This window comes from Cupriavidus gilardii (assembly GCF_008801915.1).
GTDB classification, from domain to species: domain Bacteria; phylum Pseudomonadota; class Gammaproteobacteria; order Burkholderiales; family Burkholderiaceae; genus Cupriavidus; species Cupriavidus gilardii.
In genome coordinates, this window is record NZ_VZOV01000001.1 from 478,178 (window position 1) to 500,548 (window position 22,371).

At 67.4% G+C, this 22,371-nt stretch carries 24 protein-coding genes; 9 read left to right on the plus strand and 15 right to left on the minus strand.

The window, feature by feature from the left end; genetic code table 11:
* Window positions 1–17: 17 nt before the first annotated feature.
* Entirely contained in the window at window positions 18–992 is a 975-nt protein-coding gene (locus tag F7Q96_RS02110) for a Bug family tripartite tricarboxylate transporter substrate binding protein (protein ID WP_390885714.1), read from the minus strand.
* Between the two features lie 283 nt (window positions 993–1,275).
* Between F7Q96_RS02110 and F7Q96_RS02115 the strand changes: the two genes are divergently transcribed.
* The 4 genes from F7Q96_RS02115 (at window position 1,276) to F7Q96_RS02130 (ending at window position 4,957) form a co-directional block, all read left to right on the plus strand.
* Window positions 1,276–2,499: a CaiB/BaiF CoA transferase family protein gene (locus F7Q96_RS02115; protein ID WP_053823993.1), complete on the plus strand. Its 1,224-nt coding sequence runs from the start codon at window positions 1,276–1,278 to the stop codon at window positions 2,497–2,499.
* A 44-nt stretch (window positions 2,500–2,543) separates the two neighbouring features.
* A complete protein-coding gene (locus tag F7Q96_RS02120; protein ID WP_193392495.1) occupies window positions 2,544–2,696 on the plus strand; it encodes a hotdog family protein in 153 nt (50 codons plus the stop codon).
* A gap of 72 nt (window positions 2,697–2,768) precedes the next feature.
* Window positions 2,769–3,926, plus strand: coding sequence for an acyl-CoA dehydrogenase family protein (locus tag F7Q96_RS02125; protein ID WP_053823992.1), 1,158 nt, complete (start codon window positions 2,769–2,771; stop codon window positions 3,924–3,926).
* A 32-nt stretch (window positions 3,927–3,958) separates the two neighbouring features.
* Entirely contained in the window at window positions 3,959–4,957 is a 999-nt protein-coding gene (locus F7Q96_RS02130) for an acyl-CoA dehydrogenase (protein WP_053823991.1), read from the plus strand.
* 36 nt (window positions 4,958–4,993) lie between these two features.
* Here the strand turns inward: F7Q96_RS02130 and F7Q96_RS02135 are convergent, their stop codons facing one another.
* The 7 genes from F7Q96_RS02135 to phnG all read right to left on the minus strand — a co-directional run bounded on the left by F7Q96_RS02135 (window position 4,994) and on the right by phnG (window position 11,034).
* Window positions 4,994–6,208, minus strand: coding sequence for an alpha-D-ribose 1-methylphosphonate 5-triphosphate diphosphatase (locus tag F7Q96_RS02135; RefSeq protein ID WP_053823990.1), 1,215 nt, complete (start codon window positions 6,206–6,208; stop codon window positions 4,994–4,996).
* 77 nt (window positions 6,209–6,285) lie between these two features.
* A complete protein-coding gene (gene phnL / locus F7Q96_RS02140; RefSeq protein ID WP_053823989.1) occupies window positions 6,286–7,023 on the minus strand; it encodes a phosphonate C-P lyase system protein PhnL in 738 nt (245 codons plus the stop codon).
* A gap of 3 nt (window positions 7,024–7,026) precedes the next feature.
* Window positions 7,027–7,803, minus strand: coding sequence for a phosphonate C-P lyase system protein PhnK (phnK, locus tag F7Q96_RS02145; protein ID WP_151021968.1), 777 nt, complete (start codon window positions 7,801–7,803; stop codon window positions 7,027–7,029).
* On the minus strand, window positions 7,800–8,714 hold the full coding sequence (locus tag F7Q96_RS02150) for an alpha-D-ribose 1-methylphosphonate 5-phosphate C-P-lyase PhnJ (RefSeq protein ID WP_053823988.1): 915 nt from the start codon (window positions 8,712–8,714) through the stop codon (window positions 7,800–7,802). The genes phnK and F7Q96_RS02150 overlap by 4 nt, the downstream gene beginning before the upstream one ends.
* Window positions 8,711–9,892 (minus strand): carbon-phosphorus lyase complex subunit PhnI, encoded by a 1,182-nt coding sequence (locus F7Q96_RS02155; RefSeq protein ID WP_053823987.1) that lies wholly within the window; start codon window positions 9,890–9,892, stop codon window positions 8,711–8,713. Before F7Q96_RS02155 ends, F7Q96_RS02150 begins: the two co-directional genes overlap by 4 nt.
* A gap of 1 nt (window position 9,893) precedes the next feature.
* Window positions 9,894–10,511: a phosphonate C-P lyase system protein PhnH gene (phnH, locus tag F7Q96_RS02160; protein ID WP_053823986.1), complete on the minus strand. Its 618-nt coding sequence runs from the start codon at window positions 10,509–10,511 to the stop codon at window positions 9,894–9,896.
* A gap of 1 nt (window position 10,512) precedes the next feature.
* Window positions 10,513–11,034 carry a phosphonate C-P lyase system protein PhnG gene (phnG, locus tag F7Q96_RS02165; protein ID WP_151021970.1) on the minus strand — a complete coding sequence of 174 codons (522 nt, stop codon included), beginning with the start codon at window positions 11,032–11,034 and terminating at the stop codon, window positions 10,513–10,515.
* A 189-nt stretch (window positions 11,035–11,223) separates the two neighbouring features.
* On the opposite strand from phnG, the gene phnF reads away from it, so the two are divergent.
* From phnF to phnN, 3 genes are all read left to right on the plus strand, one after another.
* On the plus strand, window positions 11,224–11,958 hold the full coding sequence (gene phnF, locus F7Q96_RS02170) for a phosphonate metabolism transcriptional regulator PhnF (protein ID WP_053823985.1): 735 nt from the start codon (window positions 11,224–11,226) through the stop codon (window positions 11,956–11,958).
* Between the two features lie 96 nt (window positions 11,959–12,054).
* Window positions 12,055–12,786 carry a DUF1045 domain-containing protein gene (locus tag F7Q96_RS02175; protein WP_053823984.1) on the plus strand — a complete coding sequence of 244 codons (732 nt, stop codon included), beginning with the start codon at window positions 12,055–12,057 and terminating at the stop codon, window positions 12,784–12,786.
* Window positions 12,783–13,385, plus strand: a complete 603-nt coding sequence (gene phnN, locus F7Q96_RS02180) for a phosphonate metabolism protein/1,5-bisphosphokinase (PRPP-forming) PhnN (RefSeq protein ID WP_053823983.1) — start codon at window positions 12,783–12,785, stop codon at window positions 13,383–13,385. The genes F7Q96_RS02175 and phnN overlap by 4 nt, the downstream gene beginning before the upstream one ends.
* A gap of 46 nt (window positions 13,386–13,431) precedes the next feature.
* Here phnN and phnE read toward each other — a convergent pair whose 3' ends face one another.
* The 4 genes from phnE to F7Q96_RS02200 form a co-directional block, all read right to left on the minus strand.
* Window positions 13,432–14,241, minus strand: a complete 810-nt coding sequence (gene phnE, locus F7Q96_RS02185) for a phosphonate ABC transporter, permease protein PhnE (RefSeq protein ID WP_053823982.1) — start codon at window positions 14,239–14,241, stop codon at window positions 13,432–13,434.
* A 112-nt stretch (window positions 14,242–14,353) separates the two neighbouring features.
* Window positions 14,354–15,334, minus strand: coding sequence for a phosphonate ABC transporter substrate-binding protein (gene phnD / locus F7Q96_RS02190; protein ID WP_053823981.1), 981 nt, complete (start codon window positions 15,332–15,334; stop codon window positions 14,354–14,356).
* A gap of 73 nt (window positions 15,335–15,407) precedes the next feature.
* On the minus strand, window positions 15,408–16,259 hold the full coding sequence (gene phnC / locus F7Q96_RS02195) for a phosphonate ABC transporter ATP-binding protein (protein ID WP_053823980.1): 852 nt from the start codon (window positions 16,257–16,259) through the stop codon (window positions 15,408–15,410).
* A gap of 122 nt (window positions 16,260–16,381) precedes the next feature.
* The gene (locus tag F7Q96_RS02200; RefSeq protein WP_053823979.1) at window positions 16,382–16,582 is read right to left on the minus strand and encodes a DUF2905 domain-containing protein; all 201 of its coding nucleotides are present in this window, start codon (window positions 16,580–16,582) and stop codon (window positions 16,382–16,384) included.
* Window positions 16,583–16,803: 221 nt separating this feature from the next.
* Between F7Q96_RS02200 and F7Q96_RS02205 the strand changes: the two genes are divergently transcribed.
* Complete coding sequence (locus tag F7Q96_RS02205) at window positions 16,804–17,010, plus strand: hypothetical protein (RefSeq protein ID WP_053823978.1); 207 nt, start codon at window positions 16,804–16,806, stop codon at window positions 17,008–17,010.
* Window positions 17,011–17,043: 33 nt separating this feature from the next.
* Window positions 17,044–19,248, plus strand: coding sequence for a phosphocholine-specific phospholipase C (locus F7Q96_RS02210; RefSeq protein WP_053823977.1), 2,205 nt, complete (start codon window positions 17,044–17,046; stop codon window positions 19,246–19,248).
* Window positions 19,249–19,315: 67 nt separating this feature from the next.
* Here the strand turns inward: F7Q96_RS02210 and F7Q96_RS02215 are convergent, their stop codons facing one another.
* From F7Q96_RS02215 to F7Q96_RS02225, 3 genes are all read right to left on the minus strand, one after another.
* The gene (locus F7Q96_RS02215; RefSeq protein ID WP_053823976.1) at window positions 19,316–20,884 is read right to left on the minus strand and encodes a serine hydrolase; all 1,569 of its coding nucleotides are present in this window, start codon (window positions 20,882–20,884) and stop codon (window positions 19,316–19,318) included.
* Window positions 20,885–21,054: 170 nt separating this feature from the next.
* Complete coding sequence (locus F7Q96_RS02220; RefSeq protein ID WP_082371751.1) at window positions 21,055–21,972, minus strand: alpha/beta hydrolase; 918 nt, start codon at window positions 21,970–21,972, stop codon at window positions 21,055–21,057.
* A 36-nt stretch (window positions 21,973–22,008) separates the two neighbouring features.
* The gene (locus F7Q96_RS02225; RefSeq protein WP_053823975.1) at window positions 22,009–22,350 is read right to left on the minus strand and encodes a winged helix-turn-helix transcriptional regulator; all 342 of its coding nucleotides are present in this window, start codon (window positions 22,348–22,350) and stop codon (window positions 22,009–22,011) included.
* Window positions 22,351–22,371 lie beyond the last annotated feature (21 nt).

Below are 22,371 nucleotides of genomic sequence, written 5' to 3' on the forward strand. Positions count from 1 at the left end.
GTCGTTGCCGGTGAGTTCTATTGCTTCGGAATGCCGGCGCGCGTCGCCGCATCCGACCATTTGCGGATCTCCGCCAACTGGAAGCGCCGCAGTTCGGCAGCGTTGCCGGTAAAGACATCCCAGTTGGTGCGGGCGAAGAACTCGGCGGTCTCCGGGGCGGCATTGATTTCCAGCAGCAGCTTTTCCAGCTTCTCGACCACCGGGCGCGGCGTCTTCGCCGGCGCGAAGGCGGCGGTCCAGTTGACCATGAAGTAGCCGGGAAACCCGCTTTCCTGCAGCGTAGGCGTATTCGGCTGCGTCGCCAGCCGTTTTTCGCTGGTCACCGCCAGCAGCCGCAGCTTGCCGCCCTGCAGCAGCGGCAGCACCGCGCCGTAGTCGGCGAAGGCGAAATCGACCTGACCTGCGGCAACGTCGGTCAGCGCTGGCGCGGCGCCCTTGTACGGCACGTGGTTGGCCTTGATCTGCGCCTGTGTCAGGAACAGTTCGGTCGCGATCTGATATGAGGCGCTGCCGGCGCCGTAATTGAGCTTGCCCGGATGCTGACGGGCGTGCGCGACCAGTTCCGCGACCGTATGGAATGGCGAGGCCGGATTGACGACCACCGCCATCGCTCCCACGCCGAGCCGAGCGATCGGCGCCAGTTCGCCGACCGGATCGTAGGGTAGCTGGCGGAACATCGCGACATTGGTCGCCACCGGGGAATTGCTTGCGAGCAGCAGCGTGTAACCGTCGGGCTCGGCGCGGGTGACAGTCTGCACCGCGATAAAGCTGTTGCCGCCTGGCCGGTTCTCGACCACCACCGACTGACCGGTCTTTTCCTCGAGCTTGCGCGCCACGTAGCGGGCAGTGGAATCGGTGCCGCTGCCGGGCGGAAACGACACGACGAGGCGGATCGGCTTGTTCGGATAGTCGGCTCGCGCCGGCGCGGCAAGGCTCAGGGAAAGCGCGGCGACGCAGAAGATGGCGGCCAGCAGCCGGCCCGGGCGGGTCATCAGCATGTCTCTCTCCAGTCGGCGCCCCGTCATCGCGAGGCTTGTGCGCAAGGCTAAGAGCGGCGTCGGCAGCCTGTCCAATATGAATTCGGCGCGCGGCGATATACAAAACTTATCGCTGCCCCCCGGGGAGTTGGACTCCCTGTCGTCAGCGGGAACGCGGGGACGACGGGGGTGGTTGCTAGCGATAAACGATCGCTATCGATCGATGGCGATTCGATATTGGACGCATTGCGTTTGCCCTCACTACGCTTGCCCCAATCGCAGCCACAGGAGACCACTGGTGAAAGGCGCATTGGCACATATCAAGGTTCTCGACCTGACCCGCATCCTGGCCGGCCCGTGGGCGACGCAGAACCTCGCCGACATGGGCGCCGAAGTCATCAAGGTCGAACGTCCGCGCGTCGGCGACGATACCCGTGCCTGGGGCCCGCCGTTCCTGAAGGATGCGCAGGGCCGCGAAACCGCCGATTCCTCATACTTCCTCAGCGCCAATCGCGGCAAGAAGTCCATCACCGTCGATCTGGCGGTGCCGGAGGGGCAGCAGATCATCCGCGAGCTGGCGCGAGAGGCGGATGTCGTCGTCGAGAACTACAAGGTCGGCACGCTGGCGCGCTACGGCCTCGGCTACGACGATCTGCGCGCGCTCAATCCGCGGCTGGTCTACTGCTCGATCACCGGCTTCGGCCAGTCCGGTCCCTATGCCGCGCTGCCGGGCTACGACTTCGTGTTCCAGGGCATGGGCGGGCTGATGAGCATCACCGGCCTGCCGGACGGCGAGCCCGGCGGCGGGCCGATCAAGTCGGGCATCGCGATCACCGACCTGCTGACGGGCATGTACGCGAGCACCGCGATCCTGGCAGCGCTCGAGCATCGCAATGTCAGCGGCGAAGGGCAATACATCGACATGGCGCTGCTGGACTGCGTGGTGACCATCAATTCCTACCAGGCGATCAACTACTTCCTGTCCGGCAAGGTCCCGCAACGGATGGGCAATGCGCACTCGAACATGGTGCCCTACCAGGTGTTCCGCTGCCGCGAAGGGGACGTCATCGTCGCGGTGGGCAACGACGCGCAATACACCGCGCTGTGCGAGGTGATCGGCCGTCCCGAACTGGCCACCGACCCCCGCTTCACCTCCGCCGGCCAACGCAACCGCAACCGCCAGGCGCTGATCCCGCAGATCGCCGAAGCGATGCTGGCGCGCACGATGACCGAGTGGGTCGAGCGCATGGAAGCGGCCAACGTGCCGTGCGGGCCCATCTACGACATGCAGCAGGTGTTCGAAGACGACCAGGTGCGCCATCGCGGCATGCAGCTGTCGTTGCCCCATGGCGCGGGCGTGCAGGCGCCGGGACTTGCCAATCCGATCCGGCTGTCGGCCACGCCGATCCGGTACGAGCGCGCCGCGCCGACGCTGGGAGAACACACCGAGACGGTGCTGCGCGACAGGCTCGGCTTCGACGAGGCCCGGATCGATGCGTTGCGTGCCAAGGGCGTGATTTGACGCCGGTAGCTGGCCGGCGCACCCAACATGGAATGGAGTCGCCCATGCACACCATCGCCTCGCTGGAGCAGTTACGTGCGGCGGTTGGCGCGCCTGCTGCCGTCAGCGGGAATTTTCCGCTGGATCAGCGCAGCATCGATGCGCTCGCCGACCTGCCGGCGATGGTGGCGACCGGGCTGATCCAGATGCGGTACTGACGCCGTTCCACGTGCGAGCCGCGGAAACGACCATGAACAGACCGAACATCGACCGCATCGGAGCCGATCGCAGTGTCCAGTCTTCTCGATAACTTCGTCCGTGCGGAACTGCCGCCCGAGGCAGAGTCCTTCCGTGCCGAAGTCAAGCGCTTTCTTGCCGCGCAACTGCCCGACGCGCCGGCCGATCGCCGTGCGCGCTCATGGATGGGCTTCGATGCGGACTTCAGCCGCCGGCTGGCGGCGCGTGGATGGGTCGGCATCACGCTGCCGCCGGAATACGGTGGCGCCGGGCTCGATCCGTTTCGACGTTTCGTGCTGGTCGAAGAACTGCTGGCCGCCGGCGCACCGGTCGCCGCGCACTGGATCGCCGATCGCCAGAGCGGGCCGTTGATCCTGCGCTACGGTTCCGAGACGCAGAAGCGCCGCCATCTGCCGGCCATCTGCCGCGGCGAGAGCTTCTTCTGCATCGGCATGAGCGAACCCAACTCCGGCTCCGACCTGGCCAGCGTGCGCAGCCGGGCAAGCCGCGTTGGCGATGGATGGGTGCTGAATGGCCGGAAGATCTGGACCACCAATGCTCCGCACTGCCGGTACATGATCGCGCTGGTGCGGACCTCTGGCGTGCCCGAGGACAAGCAGAAGGGGTTGTCGCAGTTCATCGTCGACCTGTCGTTGCCGGGCGTCACCGTGCGCCCGATCGAGGATCTGACCGGCGACGCGCATTTTGCCGAGGTCGTATTCGACGATGTTCAGCTGGACGACGACGCGCTGATCGGCAACGAAGGCAGCGGCTGGGAGCAGGTCAATGCCGAACTGGCGTTCGAGCGCAGCGGCCCCGAGCGGATCTACTCGAGCGTGGTGCTGCTGGATCTGTGGGTTGCGCGCCTGCGCCGCGATGGCGCCACGCCGGAACAGCAGGCGCTGCTGGGCCGATTCTGCGCGCAACTGGCCACGCTGCGGCAGATGTCGATCGCGGTGACCGCCAGGCTGGCGGCCGGACAGAGCCCGGTAGCCGAGGCGGCGTTGGTCAAGGACCTGGGCACGACGCTGGAGCAGCAGATTCCCGCCGCGCTCGAGGCCGTCATTGCCGGCGATCCGCGCACCGTTGCCGATGCGGACCTGTATCGCACCGTCAGCTATCTGAGCCAGATCTCGCCGACTTTCTCGTTGCGGGGCGGCACCCGTGAAATCCTGCGCGGCATGATCGCCCGCAGCCTGGGACTGCGCTAGGCACGCGGCGGCAAGCGCAAGGGGAGAGCACCATGTTCGTCGAAGCGATCGAATCGATCCTGCAGGATGCCTGCACGCCAACGGTGGTGCGAGCCATCGAGGGCGGCGCCGACCCGAGGGGGCTGTGGGCCACCATCGAGGATGCCGGCTTTCTGGAACTGCTCGTGCCCGAGCAGAGCGGCGGTGCGGGCTTGACGCTGTCCGAACTCGCACCGGTGCTGATCGCCATGGGACGCCAGCCGCTACCGGTGCCGCTGGCGCAGTCGGTGGCCGCACGGGCGCTGCTGCGCCGGGCCAGGCTGGGGGTCCCGAACGGAATGATCACGCTGGCGCAGGCCGGCATGCGCGAAGCCGATGGCGGCGTGGTGTGCCCCGTGACGCCATACGGGGCGATCGCGGACCACGTGGTGCTGGGCCTCGACGGCAAGGTGCTGTTGCTCGATGCGGGCGCCGCCAGCCGCGTTGCCACCGGCGTGCACCGCGACCAGGCCGCGACGCTGCGCTGGCCGGCGCAGGCGGTGCCCGAGCCCGTGGCGGCGCCCGGCGCCGACGTCGGCGCATGGGGCGCGGCGCTGCATGCCGCGCTGATCGCTGGCGCCGCGCGTCGTGTGTTCGATCTGACGCTGCAGTATTGCAATGACCGGACCCAGTTCGGCCGGGCGATCGGGAAATTCCAGGCCGTGCAGCACCAGCTCAGCGTGATGGCCGAACTGGTCGCCGCCTGCCATATCGCCGCGCAGATCGGGCTCTCTGGCGATGGCGACCAGCCGGACCGCCTCCCCGCCGCGATTGCGAAGTCTCGTACCAGCGAGGCAGCGGCCGCCATCGCCGCCACCGCTCACGCGTTGCACGGCGCGATCGGCATTACCGAGGAATACGATCTGCAGTTGCTGACGCGACGCCTGCATCAATGGCGCATGGCCCACGGTTCCGAGGCGTTCTGGCAGCCGGTGGTTGGCGCGGCCTGCCTGGCGTCCGCGCATGCCACGGTCGACTTCATTCGCGCGGTGACGGACAGCCGCGCACCTTGACGCGCCGGCCGCCGGCTGTCCGCACACTGCCGCAACTCACGCCGTCTCGAACAGCTTCTCGTGCGTGCGCGGCCGGGCCGCATGGTCGGGCAGGGCCCGGTACCCCGCCGCGAACACCAGCCGGCCGGCCGACCACGTATGCGTGACCATCGGTTGCCCGGCCACAGGCGCGACCGCGATCACGTCCGCGCGCAATCCCGGTGCCAGTCGGCCGCGATCGTGCAACAGGCAGGCGTCCGCCGGATTGGCGGTGACCAGCGCGGCCGCCTCGTTCAGCGGCAAGTCGGCCAGGCGCGCCGCGGCAAACGCGGCGGCGATCAGCGTCGAGGGCTGGTAGTCCGAACAGAGGATATGGCCGACCCCCGCCTGGATCGCGTCGATCGCGCGCATCGATCCGCTCTGGCTGCGGCCGCGCAGCACGTTCGGCGCGCCGAAGATCGTCGGTAGCGCGTGGGCGGCGGCCGCCTGCGCGGTGTCGAGGTTGATCGGAAACTCGCTCATGCGCACGCCGAGGGCCTGCATCGCGGCAATGCGCTGCGGGGAATCGTCGTCATGGCTGGCGGTCGGCACGCCGACTTCGTGCGCGCGGGACAGCAGCCGGCGGACCCGCTCGTGCGCACCGTCGCGCTGCTCGGCCTTCTTCGCGGCGGCGTCCGCCGCTTCCTCGCGGCTCATGCCATGGTTGCCGACCATGTAGGCAAGGTACGCGTCGAGCGTCTTGAACTGGCCCTGTCCCGGCGAATGGTCCATCACCGACAGCAGGTCGACCACGCCCTCGAGCATCAGCATCTCGAGCACCGGCACCGCGGCAGCGTCGGTCACTTCGTAGCGGCAATGGATTCGGTTGTCGACCAGGCTGTGGTCGCGGTACGCCGCCACGGTGCGCACCAGTTCGGCCGCCGTGTCGTTGTTGCGTACGCCGAACTGGTTATTGGCGAAGGACAGCGCATGGTAGGGCGTGGTGATGCCGGCCGCCGCGTTGCGCCGATCGACCTGTGCCACGGCGAAATCCATCGGGAACAGCACGTTGGCACGCGGTTCGACCTCTTTCTCGATCGCGTCGCAATGGACGTCGATCAGGCCGGGCATCACCGTGTGTCCGCGCAGCGCCACGACGCTGGCCAGCGCGGGCAGCGTGGATGGGTCGGGCTCGATGGCGGCGATGCGTCCATCCTCGATCAGCAGCGCGCTGTCTTGCAGCACGCGGTCGGGCAGTACCAGGGTGACGTGCGTCAGGTAAGTGGCGGACATGTCCGGCTCCGTGTCGGTTCAGGCTGGTGCGGGGTAAGGTGCACGTAGGGTGCGGATAGGGGCGGCCGCGACGCGCATCACGCGGCCGCGGTCGCCGGCTGCAACGGCAGCAGGCGCGTGGCGACCGCATCGCGGACCGCCTCGTCGTGAAAGATGCCGATCAGGCAGCGGCCCTCGGCCAGCGCCTCGCGGATCAGTTCGACCACCACGGTACGGTTATCGGCGTCGAGCGAGGCGGTGGGCTCGTCCAGCAGCAGGATCGGGTGGCCGCCGATCAGCCCGCGCGCGATATTGACGCGCTGCTGCTCGCCGCCCGAGAACGTTGCCGGCGGCAGCTCCCACAGCCGGCGCGGCAGGTTCAGCCGTTGCAGCAGCGCCGCGGCGCGCGCGCGGGCCTCGTTGCGGTCGATGCCGCGCTGCTGCAGCGGCTCCGCCACGACGTCGAGCGCGCCCACGCGCGGAATCGCGCGCAGGAACTGGCTGACATAGCCGATCACGTCGCGGCGCAGCTTCAGCACGCGTTGCTCGGGTGCATCGGTCAAAAGGACCCAGGGCTCGCCTTCGGCACTGGTATCGCGAAGCCGGATGCTGCCTTCGGTGGCCAGATAGTTGCCGTACAGGCATCGCAGCAACGTGCTCTTGCCGGTGCCGGACCTGCCCGACAGCACCAGGCATTCGCCGCGCGCCGCGTCGAAATCGATCGCCTGCAGCACCGGCAGCCGGATGCCGCCCTGGTTGTGCAAGGTAAACATCTTGCCGAGGCCGCGGACCTCGATCAGCGTCCGTGCGTGCTCGGCCTGCCGTGCTTGATTCATGGTTCAACCCTGCAGAATGGAAGAGACCAGCAGCTGCGTATAGGGATGCTGCGGGTCGTCGAGAATCTGATCGGTCAGGCCTTGCTCGACCACGCGCCCGCCCTGCATCACCAGCGTGCGGTGTGCGAGCAGCCGGGCGACGGCGAGGTCGTGCGTGACGAGGATGGCGGCCAGGTCGAGGTCCGACACCAGCCGGCGCAGCAGGTCGAGCAGGCGCGCCTGAACCGAGACGTCGAGCGACGCGGTGGGCTCGTCCATGAAGACCAGGCGTGGATGCGTGACCAGGTTGCGGGCGATCTGCAGCCGCTGCTGCATGCCGCCGGAGAAGGCGTGCGGGGTGTCGTCCAGCCGCGCGAGGTCGATCTCCATTTTCTCCAGCCAGGCGCCGGCGATCTCGCGCAGCTCGCCGTAGTGGCGCTGTCCGACTGCCATCAGGCGCTCGGCGATATTGGCGCCGGCGCTGACCTGCATGCGCAGGCCGTCGCGCGCGTGCTGATGCACGAAGCCCCAGTCGGTGCGGGCGAGCAGACGCAGGCGCGCGCTCGACAGGGTCGCCAGATCGGTCAGCCCGGACTCCCGCATGTCGTAGCTGACGCTGCCGCGCTGGGCCGGCGCCTGCATCGACAGCGCCTGCAGCAAGGTGCTCTTGCCCGAGCCGGATTCGCCGACGATGCACAGCACTTCGCCGGGATACAAGTCGAAGCTGACGTCATGGCAGCCATGGACGCCGTCCCACGTGCGCGTCAGCCCGCGCACCGACAGCAAGGGCGTCGCGCTCATCGCACACCTCCGGCGGCCGAATCCGTGGGCTCGGCGGCCTGTCGGGCCTGCCGATCGGCGCAGTACTCGGTGTCCGAGCAGACGAACATGCGCGTACCGGCATCGTCGGTGATGATCTCGTCCAGATAGCTGTCGGTGGCGCCGCACTGGGCGCAACAGCTGGACCACTTCTCGACCGTGAACGGATGATCGGCGAAGTCGAGGCTCTTGACCGAGGTGTACGGCGGCACCGCGTAGACGCGCTTCTCGCGGCCCGCGCCGAACAGCATCAGCGCCGGATTGCGGTCCAGCTTCGGGTTGTCGAACTTCGGGATCGGCGAAGGCCGCATCATGTAGCGCTGGTTGACGATGACCGGGTAGTCGTAGGTCGTGGCGATATGGCCGTGGCGCGCGATGTCTTCGTACAGCTTGACGTGCATGGCGCCGTATTCCGCCAGCGCATGCATCGTGCGTGTCTCCGTTTCGCTGGGCTCGAGCCAGCGCAGCGGCTCGGGGATCGGCACCTGGAACACGATGGTCTGGCCTTCGCGCAGCGGTGTTTCAGGGATGCGATGGCGGGTCTGGATGATGCTTGCCTCGGCGGTGCGTTCCGTGGTGCGTACGCCGGTCACCCTGCCGAAGAAGCGGCGGATGTTGATGGCGTTGGTGGTGTCGTCCGAACCCTGGTCGATGACCTTGAGTACGTCGCGCCGGCCGATGATGGCCGCGGTGACCTGGATGCCGCCGGTGCCCCAGCCATAGGGCAGCGGCATCTCGCGGCTGCCGAACGGGACCTGGTAGCCGGGAATCGCCACCGCCTTCAGCAGGGCCCGGCGCAGCATGCGCTTGGTCGATTCGTCGAGATAGCCGAAGTTGTAGTGGGCGTCCGGCGTGGGGCTTTCCACGACGACAGGGGCAATGGCGGCGGTCATGCGACGCTCTCCTCGTGGGGCTGGCCTTGTTGCGCAGTTTCGCTGTGTTGGGGAGCGCGGGCAGACGCGGCGACCGCTGGGGCTTCGGAGCCCGGCGCCGCCGTCTGGCGCTGCGCGCGCAGCCGGCGCAGCAGTTCGAGATTGGTCTGGAAGTCCACGTAGTGCGGCAGCTTCAGATGCTGGACGAAGCCCGAGGCCTCGACGTTGTCGCTGTGATACAGCATGAATTCGATGTCGTTGGCCGGATTGTCGGCGGCCTCGCCGAGTTCCTCGGCGCGCATCGCCCGATCGACCAGCGCCATCGACATCGCCTTGCGCTCGTTGTAGCCGAACACCAGGCCATAGCCGCGGGTGAAGCAGGGCGCTTCCTCGGCATTGCCGGCGAAGTCGTTGATCATCTGGCACTCGGTCAGCTCGATCTCGCCGATCGTCACGGCAAAGCCCAGCTCTTCGACGAACAGTTCAACCTCTGCGAGGCCGTAGCGGATCTCCGCGGCGAACGGGTGCGAATTGCCGTATCCGCGTTGCGTCGAATAGCCCATCGACAGCAGGAAGCCTTCGTCGGCCCGGGCCAGATTCTGCAGCCTCGCCGCACGGGCGGCCGGGAAGGTCAACGGCTCGCGGGTCAGGTCGGTCGGCGCGGGATCGCCAGGCGGAATGGGCTCGGCCTCGACCAGCGCTTCGGCTTGCAGCAGATCGGTCACGCGCGGCATCGCCTCGGCCTCGCCGCCCGTTTCCTTGTACGTCGCCGCGACCGCATGGGCAACGCCCTCTGCCTCGAGCGAGAAGTCGAGCAGCCGCTGCGTATAGTCGTACGTCGGCCCCAGCACCTGCCCGCCCGGCACATCCTTGAAGGTCGACGAAATCCGCCGGCGCAGCCGCATGGCCCCGGTATCGAGCGGTACCGTATAGCCGAAGCGCGCCAGCGTGGTGCGATAGGCCCGCAGCAGGAATACCGCCTCGATCTGATCGCCGGCGGCCTGCTTCAATGCCAGCGCGGCGAGATGCGGGTCGTACAGCGAACCCTCGGCCATCACGCGGGAAACGGCGAGCGGCATCTGTTCGCGGATCTGGGCCAGCGTCAGTTCCGGCACCGAAGGATCGCCGCGTCGATACGCGTCCACCATGCGGTACGAATTGAGGATGGCGCGTTCTCCGCCCTTGACTGCGACGTACATGTCAGTCCTCCACCAGTGTGGTGCGCGGCAGCGCGCAAATCCGATCGCCGGCGGTCAGCAACAGGTCCACGCCCAGCGGAAAGCCGGCATGGTTGGCTTGCCATTGCCGGCGGAAGTCGTCCGGCAGGCCGCCGACGCGCAGCGTGCGGGTGGTCTCGATGCCCGGACCGCGCAGCGTCAGCGTGCCACCTTCGTCGAGCGAAGCCACCTCGACGATCAGCGTGGCCGAGCGGTCCGGAAAGGCGGGATCGCCCTGCGCGCAGCGGCGCAGCGCCGGCATGTCATGACCGGCCGGCACGCAGACGAATTGCGCGGACGCCAGCTCTTCAACCAGCGGGCACCCGCAGTGAAACCGCAGGAAGCCGCCGATCGATGCGGCGACGTCGGCCGGCAGCCAGACCGGCGTGTCCGGATCGGCCAGCGTCAGCAGCAGCGCCGTCATCGCCGGCGACAGGCCGTCGGGCACGCCGCAATCGGCGTTCAGCGTCTCGATGCGGCCCGGATGCGAGATCGCTTGCAACGTCGCGCGAAAGACCTGTTGAGCGTCGTCGACAGGATTGTCGAAACCGGGCAGCAGCGACGCGGTGGTCTGGCCGGACATCGTATGCAGGGTCGGCATCTCAGTCCTCTCCGCGGGCCATCGTGAAGAACTCGACGCGGGTCTGCGCGGCAGTGGCGGCTTCCGTCGCGGCGCGCTCTGCCAGCGCGCTGGCCAGAGGCTCGACCACGATCTGCTGTACACGGGCATGCCATTCTGGCCGCTGCAGCAGTGCGTCGAGCACGGCCGCCTGTTCGACATGGCGCGGGCAGCGGCCCATTGCATAGGCCACGCCGGCGACCGCTGGCTCTTCGGTGGACGCCGGGCTGGCCTCGAGTACCACCGCGCAACGCGTCACGGTGATTTCGCCGAGGTTGAACTGCGCGCCAGTGCCCCCGGTACGCCCGCGCACCATCGCCATGCCGGATTCCGGCTTGCGCAGCAGCCGGTATGCCGGCAAGGGGCCGTGCTGTGCCAACTGCCGGTAGGCGCCGTCCAGCGCGTCGGTGTCCGCCAGCGCCAGAATCCGCAGCCATGCGGCCCGGGAAGCGTCGGCGGTATCGCTGATCTGGCCGCTTTCGCCGATCTTGCCTGTCATCGTCATCCCTATACGTCTATACGTTTAGATGTGAGCTGCAACAACACGGCGCTACTAGACCACGGCGGGATGACCGTTTGATGACGAGCCCGGATCGTGATCGGACACCGCGCACGCAGGCATGCGGCTCGGGCACAATCGCACGATGCGATGGCCGCCGAATGACAGCGGTCCATGACCAGGAGAACAACAACGATGTCGGAACGAGAAGTCGAACGGGGCTCGGGCGTCGCGGTGTGGCGCCAGATCGGGGAGGCGCTGGCCGATGACATCCGCAAGAAGCTGTACGGGCCGGGCGAGCAGCTGCCGCCCGAGTCGGAGCTGGCCATGCGGTTTGCGGTCAATCGCCATACGGTGAGACGTGCCATGAGCGAGCTCGAGCAGAGCGGGCTGGTACGGATCGAGCAGGGGCGCGGCACCTTCGTGCAGGAGCATGCGATCGACTATGCGATCGCGCGGCGTACCCGCTTCTCGCAAAACCTCGCCGCGCAAGGCATGCGCGGCCATACCGAAGTGGTCGGCAGCCAGGTAAGCCGTCTGCCCGAGGTCGCCCGGCATCTTGGCCTGGCGCGCACGGCGCCGGTGCTGCATGTGCAGATGGTGGGCAAGGCCGAGGGCCGTCCGATCGATGTGGCGGAGCACTATTTCGATTACGAGCGCTTCCCGCAGCTGGCGGACCTGCTGCGCGACCAGCGCTCGATTTCGCGGGCGCTCGCGCAATGCGGCATCGCCGACTACACTCGCAAGTGGTCGCGCATCACGGCGGCGCTGCCCAGCGCACCGGTGGCGCGGCTGCTGAACCAGCCGAAGACCAGGCCCGTACTGCAGGTCGAGGCGTTGAACGTCGACATCGACGGCGCGCCGGTGCAGTACAGCGTCACGCGGTTTGCTGGCGACTGGGTTCAGCTGACCGTATCGGATAACGACTGAACCGCGGCGCGAGCGGATGGCATGGCTGTTCCATTGGTCTAGACATCCGTCTGTCACCTTGCCGCGTTAGCCTGCCGATTGGACACACGCACGCACATGACCATGCCGGCGCATCGATACGCCATTTACCTTGCTCCCAACGAGCCGTTCCGTACCTTCGGCCAACACTGGCTCGGCCGCGACGCGGACACAGGGGCAGCGGTACCCCTGCTTCCCGAGATGGCGGCGCGGCCGGCCGAGTGGGTCGAGGCGCCGGCCCATTACGGCCTGCACGCGACGCTGAAGCCGCCGTTCCGGTTGGCCGAAGGCATGGTCCCGGCAATGCTGGATGATGCGGTGCGCAATTTCGCCCGCGGTCGGCATCCGTTCCAGGTTCCGTTGACGCTGCGCGCGCTGCGGGGCTTTGTTGCGTGGAGCCTGGCGGATCGGCACGAGGCGGCAGAGCGGGTGCACCTGCTTGCCGACGCGAGCGTGCGCGAGCTGGACCGCTTCCGCGCGCCGCCAACGCCGGACGAAATCGCGCGGCGCAACCCCGAACGGCTGTCCGAGCTGGAGCAGCAGATGCTGCGCGACTGGGGCTATCCCTATCTGTTCGAGACCTTTACCTTCCATATCACGCTGACCGGCATGCTGGACGCGGAGCGGCAGGCCGCGGCGCTGGCCCAGCTGTCGATGGCGGCCGGCGCGCTGCTGGACACGCCGCTTCGCGTGGACAGCGTCAGCGTGTTCGTCCAGCCCGAGCCCGGGGCCGCTTTCGTGGCGGCACGGCACTACGGTTTCGATGGCGGAACCAGAGATGGCGCCGGCGGGGCGTACCTGTCGGCATGAGCGCGGCAAATCACGGCGTGGATGGCGCCGGTCTGTTCTACCTGATGGGGCCATCGGGCAGCGGCAAGGACTCGCTGCTGCGGGCGCTGCGCGCGAGAGCGGGCAGCGACGACCGCCTGATCGTCGCGCATCGCTATATCACGCGACAGGCGGATGCCAACGAGGCGTCGGTGGCGCTGACCACCGAGGAATTCCATCGCCGCGTGGCGCGGGGCTGCATGGCGATGCACTGGCACAGCCACGGCCTGCACTATGGCATCGGTATCGAGATCGAGCAGTGGCTGGCACGGGGTATGAAGGTCGTCGTCAATGGCTCGCGCGAGTACCTGCCGCAAGCGGTGGCGCGCTATCCAAAGCTGAGTGCGCTCCATGTGCGGGTGTCGCCGGAAGTGCTGGCCGCACGCTTGCGCCAGCGTGGCCGGGAGTCGGAAGAGGCAATCGCACGGCGCCTGGCACGTGCCACCGCGCCGTTCGATGTGCCCGCCGATTGCCGGATTGTCGAGATCGACAACAGCGGGGCGCTGCACTCGGCTGCCGAGGCGATGGCAAAGGCAATCGGCATCGCGCCGGCCATCAGGCCGGCGGACGAAGGGCGCTGATCGCCGAAACCCGGTACGGAAGGTACGGAAGCGGTGCCGGCCGTCCTCAGACCAGCACCTTGCGGATCTGCGCCGAAAGCACGTCGATCACGGTCACGAAGGCGATGATCAGCAGCATCACGGCACAGGTCTGCGCGTACTGGAAGCTGCGGATGATCTCCCACAGCACGGTGCCGATGCCGCCCGCGCCGACGATGCCGACCACCGACGCCGAACGGACATTCGACTCGAAGCGATAGAGCGCAAACGACAGCCACAGCGGCAGCACCTGCGGAATCACGCCGTAGACGATTTCTTCCAGCCGGCCCGCGCCGGTGGCGCGCACGCCCTCGACCGGACGCGGATCGATGGCCTCGACCGCCTCGGCGAACAGCTTGGCGAGCACGCCGGTGGTGTGAATCCAGATCGCCAGCACGCCGGCGAATGGTCCCAGCCCGACGGCGACGATGAACAGCATCGCGAACACCATCTCGTTGATGGCGCGCGAGGCGTCCATCAGGCGCCTCGCCGGCTGGTAGATCCACGCCGGCACGATATTGGCCGAACACAGCAGGCCCAGCGGCACTGCCACGGCGACCGCCAGCGCGGTGCCCCAGACGGCGATCTGCACCGTCACCAGCATCTCGTCGAGATAGTGCCGCCAGTCGCGGAAGTCGGGCGGGAAGAAGTCGGCGGCGAACTGCGCCATATTGCCGGAGTCGCGCAGCAGGTCAAGCGGGCGCATGTCGGCGCCCTGCCAGGACAGGGTCAGCATCGCGAGCACGATGGCCCAGACGAGCATGGCGGACAGGGAGGCGCGCGGCGGCCGGCCGTTCGCGTTCGGCGAAGGCAGGCCGGGCTTGGCGGTGGCGGTCATCAGGGAATCCGTAGAAAGAAAGTAGGCGGCAGGGACGCGGCACGGCCCCGGCCCTGCGGTCAGTCGAAACGATGCGCAACGACTGCGCAATCACAGCGCAATTACAGCGCGATCACTGCGCGCTGACGGCCTTGTCGAGTTCGGCAAGCCGGCGCGACACGTCCGCCAGCCGCTTTTCCTTGTCGGCGGCGCCAAGCGTGCCGTCCGATTCGATGCGGGCCTTCTCCTTGGCCAGCTCGATCTGCCGGATCGGCACCAGTTGCGCATCGCTGGACGGGCGGAAGCCCTGGTAGGTCAGCGTGGCCAGCACCTGCTTCTCGCGCGCGGCATCGGCGCCCTTGCCGTAGTTGACGAAGAAGGTCTGGATCTTCTTCTTCAGGTCGGCCGGCAGGTCCTTGCGGTACACCATCGGATCGGCCGGGATCAGCGGCGATTTCCACAGCACGCGCACCTGTTCGTACGGGTCCTTGCCGGTGTTGACCCGATAGCGCCCGAGGTTCTCGGTATTGTTGACCGCGACGTCGACCTGCTTGTTCAGCACGGACAACAGGTTGGCTTCATGGTTGCCGATGCGCACCGCCTTGAACAGCGTCTTCGGGTCGACCTTGTTGGCCGCCCACAGATAGTGGCCGGGGACCAGCGTGCCCGAGGTCGAGTTCGGATCGCCGGCGCCGTAGGACAGCTCCTTGCCGCGCTTGATCACGTCGTCGACCGACTTCAGGTCGCTGTCCTTGCTGACGATCAGCAGCGACCAGTAGCCCGGGTTGCCGTCCTTGTCGATCACCGAGGCGAATACCTCGCCGTTGGCGCGATCGACCGCCTCCATCGCCGACTTGTTGCCGAACCAGGCGATCTGCACCTTGTTGAAGCGCATGCCTTCGATGATGCCGGCATAGTCGGACGCGAAGAACGGCTTGACCGGCACGCCGAGCGTCTTGCTCAGGTCATCGATCAGCGGTTGCCAGGCGGTCTTCAGGTTCGACGACGACTCGGTCGAGATGAAGCCGATGCTCAGCGGCTTGGCATCCTGCGCCAGGGCCGGGGTGGCGACGATGGCCGATGCGATCAGCGCGAAGAAGGTTCTGCGAAGCATGGTGGTCTCCGATGCGGAATTGGGGTGAGGAATGCGGTGCGGCAGCGAGAAGCAGCTGGATCAGCAAGGGTGCTCACGCGGCCGCGAGATCCATCCTGACGGTGGCCGGTACCAGCATGCCGTCGGCCGGCATCGCGATCCGGTCGGGCACCAGGTCATGCAGCAGCTCGTCGGCCTCGGTGCCATAGAGATCGCGCAGCATGCTCTGCGTCAGCGCCTGGGACGGGCCGTCGTAGACGACCTTGCCGTGGCGCAGCGCCACCACGCGCGGGCAGTAGCGCATCGCGATGTCGACCTGATGCAGCGACACCACCACGGCGACCTTGTGCGTGCGATTGATCTGTGTCAGCAGCGCCATCACGCGGCGCGACGATTCGGGATCGAGCGAGGCGATCGGCTCGTCGGCCAGGATCACGCGGGCGTTCTGCACCAGCGTCCGCGCAATCGCGGCGCGCTGCTGCTGGCCGCCCGACAACGTCGAAGCACGTTGAAACGCATAGTCGTCTATACCAACTTGCGCAAGCGCATCGAGCCCGGCGCGCAGTTCATCGGCCTTGAAATAGCGAAGCAGGCCACGCCATTTCGGGATGCGGCTCAACATGCCGATCATCACGTTGGTGATCACCGGCAGGCGACCGACCAGATTGAACTGCTGGAACACGAAGCCGATTTCGGCGCGGGCCTTGCGAACGTCCGCGGCGAGCCGGCCATCGCGCTGCACGGTGCGGCCATGTACCAGGATCTCGCCGCTGTCGGCGGCGACGAAACCGGCCACATGACGCAGCAGCGTGGACTTGCCGGAGCCCGAGGCCCCCAGCAGCGCCACCATTTCGCCGGGCGCCACCTGCAGCGTCACGTCGTCGAGGGCCTTTCGGTCGGCCCGGAACGACTTGCTGACGCCGCGCACTTCGATTGCATGGGTCATGTCGACTCCCTTGCTGAATGACGGGGGCATTCTGGGGGGAGGTGATGACAGAGCGATGACGGTGCTGGGCCTTCCGCTGACGAATGCCGCTATGCCGCATCGACGGCACCTGGCGTCGCGAATCAGCGGCGGAACAGCCAGATCAGAACGGAAACGATCAGTGAGATCACGATGCAGGTCGTGATCGGGAAATGGAATTGAAAGCCCTCCCGGACGATATGGATGTCCCCTGGCAGGCGACCGAAGGGAAGACGGGAGAGCCAGGGCCAGGCGAGTCCGGCCGCGAGCAAGGCCAGGCCGGCGATGACGAGAAAGCGCTGCATGGTGAAGAGGGCGTGCGTGCGCGAACGATCGACCAGGCAAGCCTAGAGGAAGGGAAGGGCCGCTGCAAGCGGTGCTCCACCGCGACGGCACAGCGCAGAGGCAATGCAATCAGTAACGAAGATTCGTAGTTGTCGCAATGTGTCAAGGAACTGACATTTGAGCTGCCAACAATGCATGCCAACGATAACGCTGTCCCTTTCCCCACCACGGAACTCCAGCCATGCTTCTTCCCTTCGCTTCCCTGTTGCGGCGCCGCACTTCGGCGCCGCTCGCGGTCGGCGCCATGCTGGCCGCGCTGCTGCTGGCCGGCTGCGGCGGCGGCGACGATGGCGCGACGCTGTCGCCCTCGGCCGCCCCCGACACCACCAATCCGAGCGGCAAGCTGCCCGGCAAGCCCGGCAACTGCTCGAGCCGCTGCGCGCCCTGACTGGGCTCCGTCCCCAACGAACAAGAATCCGCCATGACATTCAATCCGTCGAAGCGACAATTCCTGAAGGCTTCGCTTGGCACCGGCGCCGCTGCTGCCGTGCTGGCGAGCTTCCCGCCCGCCATCCGCCGCGCGCTGGCGATCGAAGCCCACAATGCGACAGGCACCATCAAGGACGTCAAGCACGTCGTGATGGTGATGCTCGAGAACCGTTCGTTCGACAGCTATTTCGGCACGTTCAAGGGCGTGCGCGGCTACGGCGACCGCTTCCCGATTCCGCTGCGCAACGGCCGCACCGCGCTGTACCAGACCGATGCGAACGGCAACATCATCACGCCGTATCACCTCGACGAGACGGCCGGCAACGCGCAGCGCGCCGGCGGCACGCCGCACAACTGGGCCGACTCGCAGGCGGCTTGGGACCACGGACGCATGGATCGCTGGCCGGTCGCCAAGCAGCCGCTGTCGATGGGCTACTACGATGACGAGGAGGTGACGTTCCAGCGCGCGCTGGCCGATGCCTTCACGCTGTGCGATGCCTACCATTGCGGCATCCATACCGGCACCATCGCCAACCGCCTGTTCTACTGGACAGGCTCCAACGGCCCGACCGGCGACAACGTCGCGGTCACCGTCAACGAATTCAATGGCGGCGCCGACGTTGGCCCGTCGACCGAGGGCTGGACCTGGGAAACCTATGCGGACCGGCTGCAGGCCGCCGGCGTCAGCTGGAAGGTCTACCAGAACATCCCCGACAACTTCGGTTGCAACCAGATGATGAGCTTCCGTCATTGGCGCGCCGAGATGGAGAAGATGCCGGCGGGCCGGCAGGTGTCGAACACCAACGCCCCCGGCTTCAATCCGCCGTACGATCCCGCGATCGACGACCGCTACAGCCCGTTCGCCAAGGGCTTCTGCAACACCATGGCCGATGGCGGCTTCCTGCAGTCGCTGCGCGACGACGTGCAGAACGGCCGCCTGCCGGAAGTCTCCTGGATCATCCCGCCGGCCGAGTTCAGCGAACACCCGGGGCCGTCTAGCCCGGCCAAGGGCGGCTGGTATGTACAGGCGATTCTCGATGCGCTGACGTCGGACCCCGAGGTCTGGAGCAAGACCGCGCTGATCATCAACTACGACGAGAACGACGGCTTCTTCGACCACCTGCCGCCGCCGACCGCGCCGTCGCGCAATCCCGATGGCACCGTTGCCGGCAAATCGACGCTGTCCGATGCGCAGATGGCCTTCGAGTACCACGACTACCAGCCGGCCACGCCGAAGCAGCCGGCCCGCGATGGCCGGCCCTATGGCCCGGGTCCGCGCGTGCCGATGTGGATCGTCTCGCCGTGGAGCCGCGGCGGCTGGGTCAATTCGGAAGTGTTCGACCATACCTCGGTGATCCGCTTCCTCGAGGCACGCTTCGGCGTGATGGAGCCGCAGATCAGCCCGTACCGCCGCGCGGTCTGCGGCGATCTGACCAGCGCCTTCAATTTCGCCACGCCGAACGCCGATCCGCTGCCCGCGCTGGCCGGCCGCACCACGCGCGCCGAGGCCACCAGCCTGACGGCCGCGCAGCAAGCCATGCCGAAGATCCCGGTGCCCGCCACGCCGGAGTTGCCGGTACAGGACGCCGGCACGCGTCCGTCCCGTGCGCTGCCGTACGAGCTTCACACCAGCGCACGCGTCGATGCCCGCAACAACCGGCTGCAGCTGCTGTTCGCCAATGCCAGCGCGCGCAGTGCCGGTGCGGTGTTCCACGTCTACGATCGCCTGCATCTGGACCGCATTCCGCGGCGCATCGTCGTCGAGGCCGGCAAGATGATCGACGACGTCTGGGATCTGAGCGGCGACGGTGGCAAGTACGATCTGTGGGTACTGGGTCCGAACGGCTATCACCGCAGCTTCGTCGGCGATGTGGCGGAGCAGGGCGAGGCGATGCCGGAGATCCAGGTCTGCTACAACCCGTGCGAGCGCCCCACCGTGCAAGTCAAGCTGCATAACAACGGCAGCCGGCCGATCCGTTTTACGGCCGAGGCGCTGGCCTATCGCAACGACGGCCCGTGGACGAAGATGGTCGCCCCCGGCAAGGTCGTCGAGTTCGAATGGGCGATCGCCGACTCGGGCTGCTGGTACGACTTCGTCGTGACCTGCGACGCAAGCCCGGCGTTCCGCCGCCGCTTTGCCGGACGGATGGAAACCGGCAAGGACCTGGTCAGCGATCCGGCGATGGGGCAGGTTTGACGGCGGCCTGACGCTGTCGGCTGAAGTCGTCTGCTGAACGAAGCGCGGTCCCGCACGGGACCGCGCTTCAGCTCGTCCGCGGGAAGGTGCCCAGGCCCTCCTGGTCGTAGTACTCCAGCGTCAGCCGATCGCTGCCGAACCAGACGCGCGAGATCGTGCCGGGCGTCGCGTTCTCGTTGCGCAGCTGGAACGTGTAGACGTCGCCATCCCAATGCGATAACGGCAGCACCAGCGGCGCCGGGCCGATCGTCAGCACCAGCGCACCCGCGGACTCGCGCACCGTGATGGGCCCGTAGTAGTCGTTAGCGTAGTCGCCGGCATAGACGGACAGCGCGCGCGGCGGCAGCGGCGAGGCCGGCGGCGTGGCGCCGACCAGCGCGCCCTCCGGCGCCAGCACGGGGGCGAGCGCCTCCTCGATGATCGTGGCCCAGTCCTGCTGGATCGCCCCGTGATCGACCAGATCGAAGAACTGGTTGTTGATCGTCTCGGGCACGCCGATCGGATAGCCGTTGGTCAGCGTGACGATCGCCAGGCCGAGCGATGGCACCGCGAGAAAGGCCGTGGCGGCGCCGAGCGCGAACGCGCCCGAGTGGTTGTACATCGGGCGGCCGGCGGGATTCGTGCCGACATTGAAGCCATAGCCGTAGAAGCCGGCCGGACGTCCGCCTGCCGGCGGCGTCGACTGATTATGCGGTGCGATCGCTTCCTTCAGCGCGCCGGCCTCGACGATGCGTCTGCCTTCGAACATGCCTTCGCCAAGCATCATGATCAGCCAGCGGGCGACATCGTTGACCGAGGCGCTGACGCCGCCCGCCGGCGATTGCGCATCGGCATCGCGTACCGGCCCGCGTACCCACACGCCGTTCTCCCGTACGTGGCCGACCGCCCGATTATCGCGGGCCACATAATCGGCGTGGCGCGAGCTGGTGCGCGTCATGCCGAGCGGACCATACAGGGTCTGTTCCGATAGCGTGGCCCAGTCCGTCGCCGCTGCGGTTGCGACCGCTTCGGCGGCGGCGGTCAGCCCGAAATTGGTGTACTGGTACGACGCGCGGAACGGATGCAGCGGCAGGAACCGCAGCCGCTCCAGCACCTGGCGGCGGTCGTACCCCATGTCCTCGAGCCGGTCGCCGGCATGATCCGGCAGGCCCGAGCGGTGCGAGTACAGGTCCGCCACCGTCAATACCGGATTCACCGCGGGATCGGACAAGGCAAACCAGGGCAATTGCGATTGCACAGGCGTGTCCCAACGGATGCGGCCGACGCCGACCTGATTCGCGACGACCATGGCGCCGATCGATTTCGACATCGAGGCAAGCTGAAATACGGTATCGGCGTCGACCGTCGCCGGCTCGTCGACAGCCCGCTTGCCGAAGCCTTTGGCATAGACGACGCGATTGCCGGCGGGATCGCGCCGCACCACAGCGGTGGCCACCCCGGGCACGCCGGTGCGCGACATCTGGTCGGTCACCAGCTTGTCCAGACTGGCGATGGCCTGGGTGATCCGCGCCTCCGGCACCGGCGGGGGTGGCTCGCCGCCCGATGGCGGGGGATCGTCGTCATCGCCTCCGCAGGCGGCGAGGGCGGTCCCGAGCGTGGCGACGAGAAACGTGCGGCGCGAATGCAAGGTCGTCATGGCGGCCCCCCTTTTGTGTTGTCCGGGCAGGCCGATGCGCCGCGCGCAGCGTTCCTGTCTTGCTGGACAGTAGAAGTTGCGGCGGCGAATGTCGAGGGCCGTCACCGGGATCGCGGCGGAACCAGGCGGGATGTGCCGGACGAGATGCCGAGCGCGGCCCGGCGCCGCGTTCAAGCGAATTCGGCTTGCCTTTCGGGCCAGGCCAGATGGGTACGCAAAAAGCCGATCTGATCTTCGACGACGAGGCGGCGGACCGCCTCCTTGTAGAAGTCGAAATGCGCGCAGGGATAGCGCCGCAATTCGCCGAGCGGTGCCCGATCCGCGATCCGGCGGCCGAGGTGCGAGGGCGTTTGTGCATCGCGCTCGGCCAGACAGACCAGCAGCGGCGCGTTGACGCGGTGCGCGCGGCGCCCCGGCCGATACCACAGCATCATGTCGAGCAGCACGCGCGGCGTGATTTCGTTGCGCCAGCTGTCGTTGCGCATCGAGCGAATCACCTCTTCAGCCTCGTCGAATGCCATCACCGCCAGCCGCCCACGCGGGGCGACCGCTGGGACATAGTGCGGCGGCCGGCCGGTTCGGCCATGCCACCAGTCCTTCAGCACGGCCGACAGCAATTGTCGGGTTTCGGCCGGGGTCCTGCCTTCGACCTTGCGCGGAAAGCCGTTGAACGGCACCTGCGCGACCACCGCGGCGATACGCGAGTCTTCGGCGGCTACCTCGACCACATGCCCGCCGCTCAGCGAGCTGCCCCACAACGCGATGCGCTCCGCATCGACGCCTGGCAGGTGGCGAGCGTGCGCGATTGCCGCATGCCAGTCCCTCTTCTGCGCGGCGATCGAGATCAGCTGGCGCGGCATGCCGCCGCTCTCGCCGAAATAGCGGTAGTCGAAGGTCAGCACGACAAAGCCCGCCGAGGCAAAGTCCCCGGCGGTGCTGGCCAGCGAGCCCTGTTGCGTTCCGCCGAAGCCGTGCGCCATCACGATGCAGACGGGCAACGGCTTGCGCTGCGCCGGGCGATAGACGTAGCCGACGCAATCGGTGCCATCGACCTCGAAGCGCGTTACGGTCTTCTGCACCATGGTCATCGCTCCGTTCGGTCCCCGCCCATTGCGCTCAGCCGCTCAGGCCGCTGCTTGCTGCCCGGCCTTCCACGCCTCGTGCCGTTTGCCCCAGGCGGACATCGCCGTCACCGCGTCGTTCAGGCTCACGCCCAACGGCGTGATCGAGTATTCGACGCGCGGCGGCACTTCATCGTAATCATGGCGATGGATCAGTCCGTCCAGCTCCATCTGCCGCAATTGCTGCGCCAGGACTTTTTCGCTGACGCCGGGCAACAGCCGGCGCAATTCCGCGAATCGATGCGGGCGCAGATGCAATTCCCAAAGCACCGATGTTTTCCATTTGCCGCCGATTGCCTGCAGCGCAGAGGCAAAGCCGCAGCTGTCCGGTTCCTTGTTCCTCATCGCAAAAAAACTCCATCCCCG

Bases quoted from the DNA above. Each gene is read 5' to 3' on its own strand.
- F7Q96_RS02110 (WP_390885714.1), bottom strand. From the start codon at position 992: ATGACCCGCCCGGGCCGGCTGCTGGCCGCCATCTTCTGCGTCGCCGCG.
- F7Q96_RS02120 (WP_193392495.1), top strand. From the start codon at position 2,544: ATGCACACCATCGCCTCGCTGGAGCAGTTACGTGCGGCGGTTGGCGCG.
- F7Q96_RS02130 (WP_053823991.1), top strand. From the start codon at position 3,959: ATGTTCGTCGAAGCGATCGAATCGATCCTGCAGGATGCCTGCACGCCA.
- F7Q96_RS02135 (WP_053823990.1), bottom strand. From the start codon at position 6,208: ATGTCCGCCACTTACCTGACGCACGTCACCCTGGTACTGCCCGACCGC.
- phnL (WP_053823989.1), bottom strand. From the start codon at position 7,023: ATGAATCAAGCACGGCAGGCCGAGCACGCACGGACGCTGATCGAGGTC.
- phnK (WP_151021968.1), bottom strand. From the start codon at position 7,803: ATGAGCGCGACGCCCTTGCTGTCGGTGCGCGGGCTGACGCGCACGTGG.
- F7Q96_RS02150 (WP_053823988.1), bottom strand. From the start codon at position 8,714: ATGACCGCCGCCATTGCCCCTGTCGTCGTGGAAAGCCCCACGCCGGAC.
- F7Q96_RS02155 (WP_053823987.1), bottom strand. From the start codon at position 9,892: ATGTACGTCGCAGTCAAGGGCGGAGAACGCGCCATCCTCAATTCGTAC.
- phnH (WP_053823986.1), bottom strand. From the start codon at position 10,511: ATGCCGACCCTGCATACGATGTCCGGCCAGACCACCGCGTCGCTGCTG.
- phnG (WP_151021970.1), bottom strand. From the start codon at position 11,034: ATGACGATGACAGGCAAGATCGGCGAAAGCGGCCAGATCAGCGATACC.
- phnF (WP_053823985.1), top strand. From the start codon at position 11,224: ATGTCGGAACGAGAAGTCGAACGGGGCTCGGGCGTCGCGGTGTGGCGC.
- F7Q96_RS02175 (WP_053823984.1), top strand. From the start codon at position 12,055: ATGACCATGCCGGCGCATCGATACGCCATTTACCTTGCTCCCAACGAG.
- phnN (WP_053823983.1), top strand. From the start codon at position 12,783: ATGAGCGCGGCAAATCACGGCGTGGATGGCGCCGGTCTGTTCTACCTG.
- phnE (WP_053823982.1), bottom strand. From the start codon at position 14,241: ATGACCGCCACCGCCAAGCCCGGCCTGCCTTCGCCGAACGCGAACGGC.
- phnD (WP_053823981.1), bottom strand. From the start codon at position 15,334: ATGCTTCGCAGAACCTTCTTCGCGCTGATCGCATCGGCCATCGTCGCC.
- phnC (WP_053823980.1), bottom strand. From the start codon at position 16,259: ATGACCCATGCAATCGAAGTGCGCGGCGTCAGCAAGTCGTTCCGGGCC.
- F7Q96_RS02200 (WP_053823979.1), bottom strand. From the start codon at position 16,582: ATGCAGCGCTTTCTCGTCATCGCCGGCCTGGCCTTGCTCGCGGCCGGA.
- F7Q96_RS02205 (WP_053823978.1), top strand. From the start codon at position 16,804: ATGCTTCTTCCCTTCGCTTCCCTGTTGCGGCGCCGCACTTCGGCGCCG.
- F7Q96_RS02210 (WP_053823977.1), top strand. From the start codon at position 17,044: ATGACATTCAATCCGTCGAAGCGACAATTCCTGAAGGCTTCGCTTGGC.
- F7Q96_RS02215 (WP_053823976.1), bottom strand. From the start codon at position 20,884: ATGACGACCTTGCATTCGCGCCGCACGTTTCTCGTCGCCACGCTCGGG.
- F7Q96_RS02220 (WP_082371751.1), bottom strand. From the start codon at position 21,972: ATGACCATGGTGCAGAAGACCGTAACGCGCTTCGAGGTCGATGGCACC.
- F7Q96_RS02225 (WP_053823975.1), bottom strand. From the start codon at position 22,350: ATGAGGAACAAGGAACCGGACAGCTGCGGCTTTGCCTCTGCGCTGCAG.